This is a genomic window from Kitasatospora sp. NPDC086801 (assembly GCF_044745805.1).
GTDB lineage: Bacteria > Actinomycetota > Actinomycetes > Streptomycetales > Streptomycetaceae > Kitasatospora.
This window is the reverse complement of sequence record NZ_JBIVAX010000001.1, coordinates 234,926-248,929: the sequence shown is the minus strand read 5'-3', so window position 1 is coordinate 248,929 and position 14,004 is coordinate 234,926. Positions and strand designations below refer to the sequence as shown.

Below are 14,004 nucleotides of genomic sequence, written 5' to 3'. Positions count from 1 at the left end.
TCCAAGGCGGCGGAGGGCCCCGGCGATCCTGGAACTCAGGGGATCGCCGGGGCCCTCCGCCGCCTTCCGGTCAGCCGCCGAGGATCCGCAGCCCGGGCAGCAGGCCCGGGATCAGCGGGGGCACCTCGACGCCCTGCGGCTGGCCGGCGGCCGGGGTGCTGGGCGGGCCGGAGGGCTGCTGCGGCGCCTGCTGCGGGGCCGGGGCGGCGCTCGGCGAGGCCTTGCCGCCGGTGAGCCCGCTGGTGAGGTCCCCGACGAGCCCGTTGACGGCGTCCGGCGCACTGCTGGGCAGGGTGCCCGGCAGGCCGCCGCCCTTGGCGCCGGTGCCGCCGGGCGTGCTGGCGCCGGTGCTGGCGGGGGCCCGCTCGGTGCCGCCGGGGCGGTTGTTGCCGCCGCTGCTCGCGCCGGTGCCGCCACCCTGCGCCGGGCCGCCGCCGGGAGCGGTGCCGTTCGTCGGGGTGTCGGCGGGGGTGCCGCCGCTGGCCGGGCCGGCCGTGTCGCCGCCCGCTCCGGTGCCGGCCGGGCCACCGCTCTTGGCGGCGGGCTGGGCCAGGCGCAGGGGCGCGACGTCCTCGCTTATGTCGTCGAAGAGCTGGTCGACCAGGTGCGCCTGCTGGGTGAGCTGGACGGGCAGCTGGCCCGCCAGTTCGCTCCAGCGGCCGTCCTCGCCCTGGGCGAAGCCGGCCAGGGCCCGCATCGGGTCGAGCGAGCCGTTGCTGCGGTAGACCGAGCGGAGCAGCTCGCGGCCCTTGATGGCGTCGGCGTGCATGTCGTCCAGCGCGCGGCGGACCCGCTCGACGGTGCCCGGGCTGAGCCCGGTGGCCGGGCCGGGGTGGCCGACCAGGGTCGTGGCCTCGCCGAGCCTGGTGGCGGCGTTGTCGAGCAGCAGTTCGCCGCGCTCGGAGTCGGTGTCCGCCAGGTCGAGCCTGAGCCCTTCGAGGCCGCGCTTCATGCCGTACAGCGTGTCCCCGGGGAGGGCGTTGGAGCTGGCGCCGGCGGCGCCGGCGAGGCTGCCGACGGCGAGCCCGGCGACCAGTCCGCCGATCGCGAACCGGCGGCTCCAGCGGCCGCGCGGCGCCGTCCGGATCGCCCGGTGCCGGCGTTGGCGGGGCACCGTGGCGCCCGGTCCGCCGGCGAAGGCCTGCTCGAACGCGGCCATCAGTTGGGCGCGTTGGACGGTCCGTACCTCTGGGTCCAGCGCCGGTCCGGGCATTGCGCCCAGTGCGTCGGTCAGGCCGACCAGTTGGGCCATCGCGACCGAACCGGTGCCGGTCGCAGCGGTGTTGGCCGATTCGGCGTCCGCCGCGCCGCGCTGCTCCGCCTGGTGGGCCTCCAGCGCCTCGGCGAAGGCCTTCGCCCGTCGGTGCTCCAGCACGTTTGCCGTCACGGGCCACACCTCCCTTCGTCGTTGTCGACACCCCGGCCTGCCGGACGGTTGCCTCGGCGGGCCAAAGCCACTCCATCGGGTGACAGGTCGCAATTCGGCTTGACCGTACGCCTGGTGGGGACTTGCACGCTGGCCAACGAGTGGCGCGGGCGGTGGGTTACGCACGGCTGATCATCGGATCGACCGTTCACCCGGACGTGTCGGTCGGGTACGGATGGTGACCGCCCGCCGGACCGCCCGCCGGACCGCCCGCCGGACCGCCCGCCGGACCGCCCGCCGGACCGCCCGCCGGCTATGCCGTCCCCGGTCACCGCGGCCTCACCGGGCGTCCGGCGGCAGCAGCCGGGCCAGGGTGCGGACGGCGCGGTACTGGAGGGTCTTGATGGCACCCTCGTTCTTGCCCATGATCCGCGCGGTCTCGGCCACCGAGAGCCCCTGCAGGAAGCGGAGCGTCACGCACTCCTGCTGCTGCGGGTTGAGCCGGCGCACCGCGTCCAGCAGGGCGGCGTTGGAGAGCGACTCCAGCACCGACTCCTCCGGGCTGCGCTCGCACTCGTTGGAGTCGAGCATCTCGCCGGTGGTGACCTCCAGCCGGAAGCGGCTGGACTTGAAGTGGTCGGCGACCAGGTTCCGGGCGATGGTCACCAGCCAGGCGCCGAAGTCGCGGCCCTGCCAGGTGAAGGTGCCGATCCGGCGCAGCGCGCGCAGGAACGTCTCGCTGGTGAGGTCCTCGGCGGTGGCCCGGCTGCCGACCCGGTAGTAGATGTAGCGGTAGACGGTGTCCGCGTAGTGGTCGTAGAGCCGGCCGAAGGCCTCGCTCTCGCCGGCCTGGGCCCGCTCGACCAGCTCCATGATCGGGTTGTGCTCGGTCTCGTAGCCGGGGCTCGGCGCGGTCCGGGCGCGGCTGCGGCCGACGCCGGTGCTGCCGGTGCGGCCGCGCGAGCCGGTGCCGGTGGAGCCGGCGGCGGTGGTGCGCAGCGCCAGGCCGGAGCCGTGCGGGTGGCCGAACGGTGCGCCGGCGGGCACGAGTTGGGGCGAGGCGGCGAGCTGGCTGCGGAGCAGGTTGCGCAGCAGGTCCAGGCCGGTGGAGATCTGCCGGTCGGCGACGGGGCGGCCGCGGAGGCCGGTGCGGGGGCGCAGGGACGCGGACGACGGGCGGGAGGGTGCAGGCGCGTCGTTCCGGACGGGTGGGTACACGGGACTCCCAGAGGCAGAACTGTGGACGGATCACCTCCGCCTGCGCGGAGAGCACTCCCGCGCCGCCCGTTCGAGCGGGGCGCGTGGGTGACGTGCATCCAGGAGAGAATAACGCTTTGTGCAATGACAGCTACACCGTGTGGTCGAAGTGGTCGTTTGGGATCCATTTATCGCGCATATTCGGCTGACACTGACCGGACCTGTCATCGTTCATCCGGCTCAACGTGACCGATCGGGTGCCCAGGGTGACCAATTCGGCGGTCTGGCCGGTGGTTTCCCAGTCTTGGGGCCCGGCAACCCCTGACTTTCCCGGTCTGGCGAACGATCAGAACCGGTCACCGGCTGACAGGTTCGCTCATTGGGCCGGAAAGCCGTACCTGAAACGGGAGTTCGCCCGTACGAGGGGCCAGGTCAGAGCCCTGGTTGACGGTCGGTCACCCCCGCCGGGAGGCCCGGCGGCGGGGGTCGGACCGGGGGTCGGACCGGGGGCGACGGGAGCCCGTCAGGCGCAGTGGCGGCGGCGGCTCAGGGCCACCCCGGCGGCCGCCGCACCCGCGAGCACCCCGAGCGCGGCCGCCGCCGGCAGCCCCACCCGGGCCGCCTTCCGGCCGGTCCGGAAGTCCCGCACCCGCCAGCCCTGGGCCCGGGCGTGGCGGCGCAGCGCGCCGTCCGGGTTCACCACGTACGGGTGGCCGACCAGCGAGAGCATCGGGATGTCGTTGGCCGAGTCGCTGTACGCGGCGCAGCGGTCGAGGTCCAGCCGCTCGCGCCGGGCCAGCGCGCGCACCGCGGCCGCCTTGGCGGGGCCGTGCAGCAGCTCGCCGACCAGTCGGCCGGTGTACCGGCCGCCGTCGGCCTCGGCGACGGTGCCGAGGGCGCCGGTCATGCCGAGCCGGAGGGCGATCACCCGGGCCACCTCCAGCGGGGCGGCGGTGACCAGCCAGACCCGCTGGCCGGCGTCCAGGTGCATCTGGACCAGGGCGCGGGTGCCGGGCCAGATCTTGTCGGCGACGACCTGCTCGAAGATCTCCTCGCAGATCGCCTCCAGGTCGGCGGTGCTCTTCCCGGCGACCAGGCCGAGCGCGGTGTGCTGGGCGTCCGAGATGTGATCCGGGTCCTCGGTGCCGCGCAGCCGGAACCAGGCCTGCTGCCAGGCGAACCGGGCGATGTCGCGGCGGGTGAGGAAGCCGCGCCGGTAGAGGCCGACCCCGAGGTAGAAGATCGCGGCGCCGCGCAGGATGGTGTTGTCGCAGTCGAAGAACGCGGCGGCGCGCGGGTCGTCCGGCTCGGGGGTGTGGTTCTCGGCCGGGGCCTTGGGCGCCTTGCCGGTTCTGCCCGCGGTGGGCGCGGCGGCGCTCTCGGTGGCGGCGGCGCTCTCGGTGGCGGTGACGCTCCCGGCGGGCGCGGTGACGCTCCGAGCGGGGGCGGGCGCGGTGTCCGGCTCCGGCTCGGCCCGCAGCGCGGCCGCCGCCGCCTCGGCGGCAGCCTCGCCCGCCTGGGCGCTCCGCCCGGTGGTGGAACGCTTCGCCTGGGTGAGCCTTCGGAGCACGGCCATGCCAACGAGCATAGCCAGCCGGGTGCGCGGCGGCCGTGACGACGGCGTGCCCGCGCGGTGAACACCGGGCGGTCCCGGGCCCGGCGGGGCGGCCGCCGGACGGGCGGACAATGGCCGGGTGAGCCCACTGCTGCGACGTGACAAGAGCCCGAAGCCTGCACCGGCCGACCGCACCGTGACCCTGGTCGGCAAGCCCGGCTGCCACCTGTGCGACGACGCCCGGGAGGTGATCGTCCGGGTGACGGGCGAGCTGGGCGCGAGCTTCGAGGAGAAGGACATCACCCAGGACGAGGAGCTGTACCGGCGCTACTGGGAGCAGATCCCGGTGACCCTGATCGACGGCCGCCAGCACGACTTCTGGCGGGTCGACGAACGCCGCCTGCGCGCCGCCCTCGGCGGCTGACCGCCCCCGCGCACCACCGCCCCGCCCCCGCCACTCGGCGGGGGCGGTTCGCCGAATCGTTGCCGAAGACACCCCGGTCCGGTTTGAGTCGGGGCCGGTTGGTCGGCTTACGATCGAACGCGTTTGCGCCCAAGGGGGGCTGAGCACACGAGGAGTGCCGCCATGCTTCCCGGTCCGACCCCTGGGACGCCCGAAGCCCCGCCGGGCGCCCGGGGCTTCGCCGTGGTGGACGTGGAGGCGACCGGCCGCAGTCCGTGGCGGCACCGGGTGGTCGAGATCGCGGTGGTCCTGCTGGACGAGCGGCTGCGCCCGGAGGCGGAGTTCGCCACCCTGCTCGATCCGCTGGGCCCGGTCGGTCCGACCCATGTGCACCGGATACGCCAGACGGACGTCGAGGGCGCCCCGCGCTTCCGGGAGATCGCCCCGCGGCTGCTGGAGCTGCTGGCCGGCCGGGTGCTGGTGGGCCACCACGTCAGCTGCGACCACGGCTTCCTGGATCGCGAGTTCGCCCGGATCGGGGTCGTGCTGCCGCCCGTCCCGCTGCTGTGCACGATGCGGCTGGCCCGCGCCCACCTGCCGCAGGCCCGCGGCCACGGCCTGGCGGCCTGCGTGGAGGCGGCGGGCCTGGGCTGGTACCCGGCGCACACCGCGCTGGGCGACGCCCGGGTGACCGCCGAGCTGCTGCGGCACTGCGTCGGCGTCCCGTCCTGCCCGCCGGACGACTGGGCGGGCCCGCTGCGCGAGGCGGCCCGGGTGCCGTGGCCGCGGCTGGGCCGGGCCCGTTCCCGCCCGTCCGGTACGCCCGTTCCACTGGTGCGCCGGGAGGCGCCGCACGGCCCGTGGCTGCCCGGGGTGCCCGCCCCGGCCGTTCTCCTGACGGAGCGCGGTGCTATGGGCTCTACGGCGTGATGCGCATCACTGTGCGGGGACAAAACGGACACCATCTTTGTGCACACGTTCACAAACGCATAGCCTGGCTGCCAAAGCCCAGCTTCACCCACAGGAGCACCGTGGCAATCGGCCGATCACCACAGAGCAGTTCGCAGACGCCCGACCAGGGCGCCGCGCGCCGACCCTCGCGTGCCCGGGGCATCCCGGAGGCGACCGTCGCCCGCCTTCCCCTCTACCTGCGCGCGCTCACCGCGCTCTCCGAGCGATCGGTGCCGACCGTCTCCTCCGAGGAGCTGGCCGCCGCCGCCGGCGTGAACTCGGCGAAGCTGCGCAAGGACTTCTCCTACCTCGGCTCCTACGGCACCCGCGGCGTCGGCTACGACGTCGAGTACCTGGTCTACCAGATCTCCCGCGAGCTGGGCCTGACCCAGGACTGGCCGGTCGTCATCGTCGGCATCGGGAACCTCGGCCACGCCCTCGCCAACTACGGCGGCTTCGCCTCCCGCGGCTTCCGGGTGGCCGCCCTGCTGGACGCCGACCCGAACGTGGTCGGCGGCAGCGCGGCCGGCCTGCCGGTGCGGCACATGGACGAGCTGGAGTCGATCGTCGAGAGCCAGCACGTCTCGATCGGCGTGATCACCACCCCGCCCGGCGCCGCCCAGCAGGTCTGCGACCGGCTGGTGGAGTCCGGCGTCACCAGCATCCTCAACTTCGCCCCGACCGTGCTGACCGTCCCGGACGGTGTGGACGTGCGCAAGGTCGACCTCTCCATCGAGCTGCAGATCCTGGCCTTCCACGAGCAGCGCAAGGCCGGCGAGGAGCCGGACCGCACCGAGTCGGTGCTGGACCGCGCCCCGGGCCCGGTCCGGGCGGCGGCCGCCAAGCTGCGCCGCGCGGCCGGCGGCAGCGGCAAGGGCCGCGGCACCGCCGAGACCGCGGCCAAGGACCAGGCCGAGCAGGGCACGCCCGGCAAGGGCGGGGAGGGCGATCTCCCCGCGGTGATGCCCGCATGAGCGAGCGAATCAGCCGGAGGACGCAGGTCGGGCGAAGCGCCCGCCGAGCGGCGCGAGAAGGCCGCATGAGTACGGACAACCGTGGGACCTGGGGGCGGGCGTGAGTCTTCTCGTCGTTGGACTGAGCCATCGCACGGCGCCGGTCGGCGTGCTGGAGCGCGCCGCGCTGACCGGTGAGGTGCCGACCCGGCTGCTGCACGACGCGGCCGCCACCGCGACCGTCGCCGAGGCCGCGCTGCTGAACACCTGCAACCGGATCGAGCTGTACGCGGACGTGGACAAGTTCCACGCCGGCGTCGCCGAGCTGTCGCTGCTGCTCGCCCACCACAGCGGGGTGGACCTGGAGGAGCTGACCTCCCACCTCTACGTCCACTACGAGGACCGCGCCGTCCACCACCTGTTCTCGGTGGCCTGCGGCCTGGACTCGATGGTGGTCGGCGAGGGCCAGATCCTCGGTCAGCTGCGCGACGCGCTGGCCACCGCGCAGGAGGAGCACACCGCCGGACGCGGCCTGAACGAGCTGTTCCAGCAGGCGCTGCGGGTCGGCAAGCGGGCGCACAGCGAGACCGGCATCGACAAGGCCGGCCAGTCGCTGGTGACCTTCGGCCTGGAGCAGGTCGCGGCCGGCGCGGGCGAGATCGCCGGCAAGCGGGCGCTGGTGGTCGGCGCGGGCTCGATGAGCTCGCTGGCCGCCGCCACCCTGGTCCGCTCCGGCGTCACCGACGTGCTGATCGCCAACCGGACGCCGGCCCGCGCCGAGCGGCTGGTCGAGATCCTCGGCTCCGGCGTGGCCCGCACCCTGGACCTCGCCAAGGTGCCGGAAGCGCTGGCCGACGTCGACCTGGTGATCTCCTGCACCGGCGCGGCCGGCGTGGTGGTCAAGGCCGAGGACGTGGCCGCCGCGGTCGCCGCCCGCGGGGCTGATCGGCCGCTCGCCCTGCTCGACCTGGCCATGCCGCGCGACGTCGACCACGCCGTGCACGAGCTGCCCGGCGCCCTGCTGGTGGACCTGGAGAGCCTCTCCCACGCGCACGCCGCCACCCCCGGCGCCGGCGACGTGGACCAGGTCGGCCGGATCGTCGCCGACGAGGTGACCGCCTTCGGCGCCGCCCAGCGGGCCGCCCGGATCGCACCGACCGTGGTCGCGCTGCGGGCGATGGCCTCCGACGTGGTCTCCGCCGAACTGGGCCGGCTGGACTCCCGGCTGCCCGACCTGGACGAGCGCTCCCGTGCCGAGATCACCCAGACCGTCCGCCGCGTCGTCGACAAGCTGCTGCACGCTCCGACCGTCCGGGTGAAGCAGCTGGCCGCCGAGCCCGGCGGCGCCTCCTACGCGGACGCGCTGCGCGAGCTGTTCGACCTCGACCCGGCGGCCGTGCACGCCGTGTCGGGCACACCCGTCGGCGGCCCCCAGCCCTCGGGCGGGGGCGCCAGATGAACCGTCAGCCATCCCACGAGTACCACCGGGACGATCACCTCATGAATGGTCAACCGATCACGGAGCAGGCTCCGGCCGCCACCGCGACCCTGCGGCTCGGCACCCGGCGCAGCGCGCTCGCCATGGCCCAGTCGGGCATGGTGGCCCGCGAGGTCACCCGGGTCACCGGGCGCCCCGTCGAGCTGGTCGAGATCACCACCTACGGCGACACCTCCCGGGAGGCACTGGCGCAGATCGGCGGCACCGGCGTGTTCGTCTCCGCACTGCGGGACGCGCTGCTGGAGGGCCGGATCGACTTCGCCGTGCACTCGCTCAAGGACCTGCCCACCGCCGCCCCGGAGGGCCTGGCGCTGGCCGCCGTCCCCGAGCGCGAGGACGTCCGGGACGCCCTGGTCGCCGCCGAGGGCCTCACCCTGGACGAACTGGTGGAGAAGCTGGCCGGCGCCGGCCGCCCGGCCCGGATCGGCACCGGCTCGCCGCGCCGGATGGCCCAGCTGAACGCCTGGGCCACCGCCCGCGGCGCCGCGCTGGAGACCGTCGCGATCCGCGGCAACGTGGACACCCGGATCGGCTACGTGACCAGTGGCGAACTGGACGCGGTGGTGCTGGCCACGGCCGGCCTCAACCGGCTCGGCCGGAGCGCCGAGATCTCCCAGCACCTCGACCCGGAGCTGATGCTCCCGGCCCCCGGCCAGGGCGCGCTCGCGATCGAGTGCGCCGGCGCCGACACCGACCTGACCGCCGCGCTCGCCGCCCTGGACCACGCCCCCACGAGGGTCGCCGTGGTCGCCGAGCGGGCCCTGCTGGCCACCCTGGAGGCCGGCTGCTCGGCTCCGGTGGCCGCGCTGGCCACCTGGGCGCGGCCGAACGAACTGCGGCTGGAGGGCGTGGTCGGCGACCCCGACGGCGCCGCCCTGCTGAAGATGTCCGCCAACGGTCCGATCGTCCTCGACGAGACCGCCGAGCAGCACGCGACGGCCCTCGGCCGCGCGCTGGCCGCCCGGCTGCTCGACGCGGGCGCGGCCACCCTGATGGGGGAGCGAGCCCGATGAGCCCCACCGCCGCCACCGAAACCCCGCTCCCGGGCGGCCAGTCCGCCACCGGACGGTGCACCTTCCTGGGCGCGGGCCCCGGGGACCCGGGGCTGCTGACCCTGCGCGCGGTCGAGGTGCTGTCCTCGGCCGACATCCTGGTCGCCGACCCGCTGACCGCAGCGGCCGTGCGCACCCACTGCCCGGCCGGTGTGCAGGTGCACACCCCGGCCGCCGAGGGCGCGGACTTCAACCTGGCCGGGCTGGTCGCCGAGGCCGTGCGGGCCGGCAAGCACGTGGTCCGCACCGTCGACGGCGACCCGGGCCTGGACGGCTGCGCCGCCGAGGAGATGCTCAGCTGCGCCGGCGACGGCATCCCCTTCGAGGTGATCCCGGGCGTCGCCCAGTCGGTCGGCGTCCCGGCGTACGCGGGCATCCCGCTGCGCGGCGCGGCCGGCGCCGACGTGCGCTTCGTGGACGGCACCGCGCTGCTGGCCGGTAGCCCGGTGGACCTGGGCGCGCCGGAGACCACCCTGGTCGTCCGGACCACCCTGGGCCAGCTGCCGGCCACCGCGGGCGCCCTGGTCGCCAACGGCCGCAAGCCGGAGTCGGCGCTGAGCGCGACGCTCTCCGGCACCACCACCCGCCAGCGGACCTTCACCTCGACCCTGTCCGGCATCGCCGCCGACCTGAAGGCCGCCCGGGTGCTGCCCTCGCCGGTCTCCGCCCCGGTGGACCCGGCGACCTCGGTGATAGCCGTGGTGGGCGAGCAGGTCGCCCACCGTTCCTCGCACTCGTGGTTCGAGACCAAGCCGCTGTTCGGCTGGAACGTGCTCGTGCCGCGCACCAAGGAGCAGGCCACCGGCCTGTCCGAGCAGCTGCGCTCGTACGGCGCGGTGCCGCAGGAGGTGCCGACCATCGCGGTCGAGCCGCCGCGCACCCCGCAGCAGATGGAGCGGGCCATCAAGGGCCTGGTCACCGGCCGCTACGAGTGGATCGCCTTCACCTCGGTGAACGCGGTCCGGGCCGTCCGGGAGAAGTTCGAGGAGTACGGCCTGGACGCCCGGGCCTTCGCCGGGATCAAGGTCGCGGCGGTCGGCGAGACCACCGCGCAGGCCCTGGTGGACTTCGGCGTGAAGCCGGACCTGGTGCCCTCCGGCGAGCAGTCCGCGGCCGGCCTGCTGGAGGACTGGCCGCCGTACGACCCGGTGTTCGACCCGATCGACCGGGTGCTGCTGCCGCGCGCCGACATCGCCACCGAGACCCTGGTGGCCGGCCTGGTCGAGCTGGGCTGGGAGGTCGACGACGTGACGGCGTACCGGACGGTGCGCGCCTCGCCGCCGCCGGCCGAGACCCGCGAGGCGATCAAGGGCGGCGGCTTCGACGCGGTGCTCTTCACCTCGTCCTCGACCGTGCGGAACCTGGTCGGCATCGCCGGCAAGCCGCACAACGTCACGGTCATCGCCTGCATCGGCCCGGCCACCGCCAAGACCGCCGAGGAGCACGGCTTGCGGGTCGACGTGATGGCCCCGGCGCCGTCGGCGGCCGCGCTGGCCCAGGCCCTGGCAGACTTCGGGGCCAAGCGCCGCGACACCGCCACGGCCGCCGGCGAGCCGGTCTACCGGCCCAGTGAGCGCCGCCCGGGTTCGCGCCGCAAGGCCCGCTGACACCCATGGGACCGGGGGCGGCGATCCGTCGCCCCCGGCACACTGCACAACCGTTCGGAGAGAGAAGCCGTGTCCGCTGAATTCCCGTACGTACGCCCGCGCCGACTGCGCCGGAGCCCGGCGATGCGCCGGCTGGTCGCCGAGACCCGGCTGCACCCGACGGAGCTGATCCTGCCGCTGTTCGTCCGCGAGGGCGTCAGCGAGCCCGTCCCGGTCACCTCCATGCCGGGCGTGGTCCAGCACACCCGGGACACCCTGCGCAAGGCCGCGGTGGAGGCGGCCGAGGCGGGCCTGGGCGGCCTCATGCTGTTCGGCGTGCCGGCCGTGCAGGACGCCACCGGCAGCGAGGGCACCAACCCGGACGGCATCCTCCAGCAGGCGATCCGTGACGTGGTCGCCGAGGTCGGCGACGCCCTGGTGGTCATGTCGGACCTCTGCCTGGACGAGTACACCGACCACGGCCACTGCGGCGTGCTGGCCGCCGACGGCAGCGTGGACAACGACGCCACCCTGGAGCGCTACGCCGAGATGGCGCGGGTGCAGGCGGACGCGGGCGTCCACCTGGTCGGCCCGTCCGGCATGATGGACGGTCAGATCGCGGTGGTCCGCAGGGCGTTGGACGAGGCCGGGCACCAGGACGTGGGCATCCTCGCCTACACCGCCAAGTACGCCTCGGCGTTCTTCGGCCCGTTCCGCGAGGCGGTCGGCTCCTCGCTCAAGGGTGACCGCAAGAGCTACCAGCAGGACCCGGCGAACGCCCGCGAGGCGCTGCGCGAGCTGGAGCAGGACCTCGCCGAGGGCGCCGACCTGGTGATGGTGAAGCCGGCCATGGCCTACCTGGACATCGTGCGCCAGGTCGCCGACGCCTCTCCGGTGCCGGTCGCGGCGTACCAGGTGTCGGGCGAGTACGCGATGGTCGAGGCGGCCGCGGCGAACGGCTGGATCGACCGGGAGCGGATGATCATGGAGACGCTCACCTCGATCCGCCGGGCCGGGGCCGAGCAGATCCTCACCTACTGGGCGGTCGAGGCCGCCGCGATGCTCAAGTAGCAAGCAAGCTACTCGCCCGCTCGCCTCCGGGGCGGGGCAGACGGAAGGCCGGGCACCCTCGTGGAGGGGGCCCGGCCTTCCGGGTCCTACTTCCAGCCGTTGATGTGCGCGAAGCCCTCGCCGCCGCCGATCACGTCGGTGGAGGTGGCGGCGCCGCCGCCGAAGCCGCCGGCGATGACGTCGCTGGTGTGGCCGACGCCCCAGCCCGCACCGGCCACGAACGGCTGGTCGCCCGAGGCGACGAACTCGCCGCCGCCCGCGAGGCCGACGTGCGCGAACGCCGGGGTGGCGGCACCCGCGAGCGCCAGCGCGGCGGTGGCGGTCAGTGCGGCCTTGGCCAGCTTGCTCTTCATGGAAATGCCCTCTCTTTCGGAGCGCCCCGGCGGGCGCTGCCTCTGACACGTGATCACATCCGGTCGGCCGGACCGGCGCCCTGAGCGCCGCTCCGAACGTCCGCTCACCCGGCCGGTCCGCACCTGTTCGGCGGCCGGCCGGACACCTTGCCCGTAGCGCCCGGAGGGCCCGGGGAGACGTACCTCCCCGGGCCCTCCGTCCGTGCCGTGCCCCTTGATCAGCCGATCAGGTGCGAAACGCCCGCGTCGCCCGAGGACTGGGTGTTCTGGCCGACGTTGCAGATCTGCTTCGGGGTGCTGTTCAGGATCGGCACCTCGACCGGAACCGCGACGCCGACCACGGCGACGGCGATGTTGTGGACCTCCGGCAGGCAGATGTTCGCGTTGTCCAGGGTGTGGAAGTTCGGGCTGCCGTTGCCGTGGGTGCCGGTCTGGTTGGTGCCGCCGTTGCCCTGGACGGAGGTGGCGGCGCCGTCCGAGTCGACGATGGCGGAGGCCGAGCCGGCGGACATCGCGATGGCGGCGGCGGCCAGGCCGGCGGCGGCGAGGGACTTCTTGATCATTTCCGGTTTTCCTCTCGGGGGGTGAATCGGGGAGCGATTCGAAGGGTGGTTCAGGGGGAGTGCAGCTGGGGGAACGGTCAGCCGATCAGGTGGGACACGCCCGCGTCGCCGTGGCTCTGGGTGCCCTGGCCCTGGGTGCAGTACTGCTTGCCACCGCTGTTGGCGATCGGGACCTCGACCGGGACGGCCACGCCGAGCACGCCCACCGCGATGTTGTGAATCTCGGGGAGGCAGACGTTCGCGTTGTCCAGGAAGTGGAAGTTCGGGCTGTTGTTCCCGACCGTGCCGGTGAAGTTGGTACCACCGTTGCCCTCGATGGAGGCGGCGGCGCCGTCCGCGTCACCGATCGCCGAAGCGGGCGCGGCGGCGGCGGCCAGCGCGGCGACGGCCAGGCCGGCGGCGGCGAAGGACTTCTGGATCATGGGGAGATCCCTCTCTGAAATGCTCTTGGTTTCCGTGCGTACAACGCGTAGAACGCTCAGACCCGGTCTGCAGTCACTGACGTCCAGATCAAAGAATGACGGCACGGAAGGTTACGGGGATTTTTGAAAAGAGTCCGGGAGGCGCGTCGCAGAGTGGTTTCCGGTCGGATTATTAGGCCGAACCGGTTAACCGCCGCAATCCGAACTCACGGTCACTCGTTGAGGCAGATTGCTTTCCGGCTGCGCCCCGCAGCCCCTCCCTTCAGGGATCTCCAGTACGGACAGGCAGAACGGTGAAAAGCATGAAGTTCTCCAAGCGGGCCGGCGCGATGCTGTTGGCGGTCGGTGCGGGCATGCTCGCCTCCCAGGGAGCGGCCTCCGCCGCCCAGGTCAGCCCCGACCAGGTCGGTGCCCTGGAGGACAAGCTGGCCACCCAGCAGGTCCCGGCGGACGTGCCGCTCACCCCGCTCGGCAGCCACCTCAAGGCCGGCATCCCGACCTCGTTGCTCCTGCCGCCGGCGCCCGGCCGCACCACCAGCACCGAGCTCGTCCCGGACCGGCTGGTCCCCGAGCTGCACACCGGCAAGGTCGGCCCGAGCGCCAAGGCCGAGCTGCCGCTCCCGCTGGTCGACCAGGGCGCCGACCTCGGCCAGGTGCTGCTGGAGGCCCCGGCCGCGCCGCTGCACGCGGACACCCCCGGCCTCGCCCTCGGCAAGCCGCTCGCCCTCGTCCAGGACGGCACCGGCCAGCTGGCCGACGGCCGGCTCAAGGTGGACGAGGTGGACCCGCGACTGGTCACCGGCACCGTGCAGGCCGTCCCCGGGGCCACCGCCAGCCTGGGCAACGACGACCACCGGATCTCGGTCACCGACGAGGTGGGCGACCTGGCCGCGACCACCACCGCGACCACCACCGGCGTGGTGCAGCAGACCGGCCTGACCGACCTGACCCAGCTCTGAGCCCAGCGGCTCCGGGCACGGCGGAGCCCGGCACCCCGTACGCGACCGGGGTGCCGGGCTCTCGGCTGCGCCGGG

The 14,004-nt window shown here is 74.3% G+C and carries 14 protein-coding genes; 8 read left to right on the top strand and 6 right to left on the bottom strand.

Features of this window, described 5'->3' with window-relative positions; all coding sequences use genetic code 11:
- Positions 1–70: 70 nt before the first annotated feature.
- The 3 genes from ACIPLC_RS01210 to ACIPLC_RS01200 all read right to left on the bottom strand — a co-directional run bounded on the left by ACIPLC_RS01210 (position 71) and on the right by ACIPLC_RS01200 (position 4,139).
- Complete coding sequence (locus tag ACIPLC_RS01210) at positions 71–1,387, bottom strand: DUF5667 domain-containing protein (RefSeq protein ID WP_400469545.1); 1,317 nt, start codon at positions 1,385–1,387, stop codon at positions 71–73.
- Between the two features lie 318 nt (positions 1,388–1,705).
- Positions 1,706–2,527: an ECF subfamily RNA polymerase sigma factor, BldN family gene (locus tag ACIPLC_RS01205; protein WP_400470615.1), complete on the bottom strand. Its 822-nt coding sequence runs from the start codon at positions 2,525–2,527 to the stop codon at positions 1,706–1,708.
- 559 nt (positions 2,528–3,086) lie between these two features.
- Positions 3,087–4,139 (bottom strand): HAD family hydrolase, encoded by a 1,053-nt coding sequence (locus tag ACIPLC_RS01200; RefSeq protein WP_400469542.1) that lies wholly within the window; start codon positions 4,137–4,139, stop codon positions 3,087–3,089.
- Positions 4,140–4,257: 118 nt separating this feature from the next.
- Between ACIPLC_RS01200 and ACIPLC_RS01195 the strand changes: the two genes are divergently transcribed.
- From ACIPLC_RS01195 to hemB, 7 genes are all read left to right on the top strand, one after another.
- The gene (locus ACIPLC_RS01195; RefSeq protein WP_400469540.1) at positions 4,258–4,542 is read left to right on the top strand and encodes a glutaredoxin family protein; all 285 of its coding nucleotides are present in this window, start codon (positions 4,258–4,260) and stop codon (positions 4,540–4,542) included.
- Positions 4,543–4,704: 162 nt separating this feature from the next.
- The gene (locus tag ACIPLC_RS01190; RefSeq protein ID WP_400469537.1) at positions 4,705–5,451 is read left to right on the top strand and encodes an exonuclease domain-containing protein; all 747 of its coding nucleotides are present in this window, start codon (positions 4,705–4,707) and stop codon (positions 5,449–5,451) included.
- Between the two features lie 101 nt (positions 5,452–5,552).
- The gene (locus ACIPLC_RS01185) at positions 5,553–6,446 is read left to right on the top strand and encodes a redox-sensing transcriptional repressor Rex (protein ID WP_400469534.1); all 894 of its coding nucleotides are present in this window, start codon (positions 5,553–5,555) and stop codon (positions 6,444–6,446) included.
- Between the two features lie 100 nt (positions 6,447–6,546).
- Positions 6,547–7,884 (top strand): glutamyl-tRNA reductase, encoded by a 1,338-nt coding sequence (locus tag ACIPLC_RS01180; protein WP_400469531.1) that lies wholly within the window; start codon positions 6,547–6,549, stop codon positions 7,882–7,884.
- A gap of 41 nt (positions 7,885–7,925) precedes the next feature.
- Positions 7,926–8,936, top strand: a complete 1,011-nt coding sequence (hemC, locus tag ACIPLC_RS01175) for a hydroxymethylbilane synthase (RefSeq protein ID WP_400469529.1) — start codon at positions 7,926–7,928, stop codon at positions 8,934–8,936.
- The gene (locus ACIPLC_RS01170; protein WP_400469526.1) at positions 8,933–10,582 is read left to right on the top strand and encodes a uroporphyrinogen-III synthase; all 1,650 of its coding nucleotides are present in this window, start codon (positions 8,933–8,935) and stop codon (positions 10,580–10,582) included. Before hemC ends, ACIPLC_RS01170 begins: the two co-directional genes overlap by 4 nt.
- 69 nt (positions 10,583–10,651) lie before the next feature.
- Positions 10,652–11,632: a porphobilinogen synthase gene (gene hemB / locus ACIPLC_RS01165; RefSeq protein WP_400469524.1), complete on the top strand. Its 981-nt coding sequence runs from the start codon at positions 10,652–10,654 to the stop codon at positions 11,630–11,632.
- An 86-nt stretch (positions 11,633–11,718) separates the two neighbouring features.
- Here hemB and ACIPLC_RS01160 read toward each other — a convergent pair whose 3' ends face one another.
- The 3 genes from ACIPLC_RS01160 to ACIPLC_RS01150 all read right to left on the bottom strand — a co-directional run bounded on the left by ACIPLC_RS01160 (position 11,719) and on the right by ACIPLC_RS01150 (position 12,970).
- Complete coding sequence (locus ACIPLC_RS01160) at positions 11,719–11,985, bottom strand: hypothetical protein (protein WP_400469521.1); 267 nt, start codon at positions 11,983–11,985, stop codon at positions 11,719–11,721.
- A gap of 218 nt (positions 11,986–12,203) precedes the next feature.
- Positions 12,204–12,548 carry a rodlet layer protein gene (locus ACIPLC_RS01155; RefSeq protein WP_363587783.1) on the bottom strand — a complete coding sequence of 115 codons (345 nt, stop codon included), beginning with the start codon at positions 12,546–12,548 and terminating at the stop codon, positions 12,204–12,206.
- Between the two features lie 77 nt (positions 12,549–12,625).
- Complete coding sequence (locus ACIPLC_RS01150; RefSeq protein ID WP_030232098.1) at positions 12,626–12,970, bottom strand: hypothetical protein; 345 nt, start codon at positions 12,968–12,970, stop codon at positions 12,626–12,628.
- Positions 12,971–13,272: 302 nt separating this feature from the next.
- On the opposite strand from ACIPLC_RS01150, the gene ACIPLC_RS01145 reads away from it, so the two are divergent.
- Positions 13,273–13,929, top strand: coding sequence for a hypothetical protein (locus ACIPLC_RS01145; protein ID WP_400469518.1), 657 nt, complete (start codon positions 13,273–13,275; stop codon positions 13,927–13,929).
- The last annotated feature ends 75 nt before the right edge of the window (positions 13,930–14,004 follow it).

Excerpts from the sequence above, each read along its gene's own strand:
- ACIPLC_RS01145 (WP_400469518.1), top strand. The coding sequence starts at position 13,273 with ATGAAGTTCTCCAAGCGGGCCGGCGCGATGCTGTTGGCGGTCGGTGCG.
- hemC (WP_400469529.1), top strand. The coding sequence starts at position 7,926 with ATGAATGGTCAACCGATCACGGAGCAGGCTCCGGCCGCCACCGCGACC.
- ACIPLC_RS01190 (WP_400469537.1), top strand. The coding sequence starts at position 4,705 with ATGCTTCCCGGTCCGACCCCTGGGACGCCCGAAGCCCCGCCGGGCGCC.
- ACIPLC_RS01160 (WP_400469521.1), bottom strand. The coding sequence starts at position 11,985 with ATGAAGAGCAAGCTGGCCAAGGCCGCACTGACCGCCACCGCCGCGCTG.
- ACIPLC_RS01150 (WP_030232098.1), bottom strand. The coding sequence starts at position 12,970 with ATGATCCAGAAGTCCTTCGCCGCCGCCGGCCTGGCCGTCGCCGCGCTG.
- ACIPLC_RS01155 (WP_363587783.1), bottom strand. The coding sequence starts at position 12,548 with ATGATCAAGAAGTCCCTCGCCGCCGCCGGCCTGGCCGCCGCCGCCATC.
- ACIPLC_RS01170 (WP_400469526.1), top strand. The coding sequence starts at position 8,933 with ATGAGCCCCACCGCCGCCACCGAAACCCCGCTCCCGGGCGGCCAGTCC.
- ACIPLC_RS01200 (WP_400469542.1), bottom strand. The coding sequence starts at position 4,139 with ATGGCCGTGCTCCGAAGGCTCACCCAGGCGAAGCGTTCCACCACCGGG.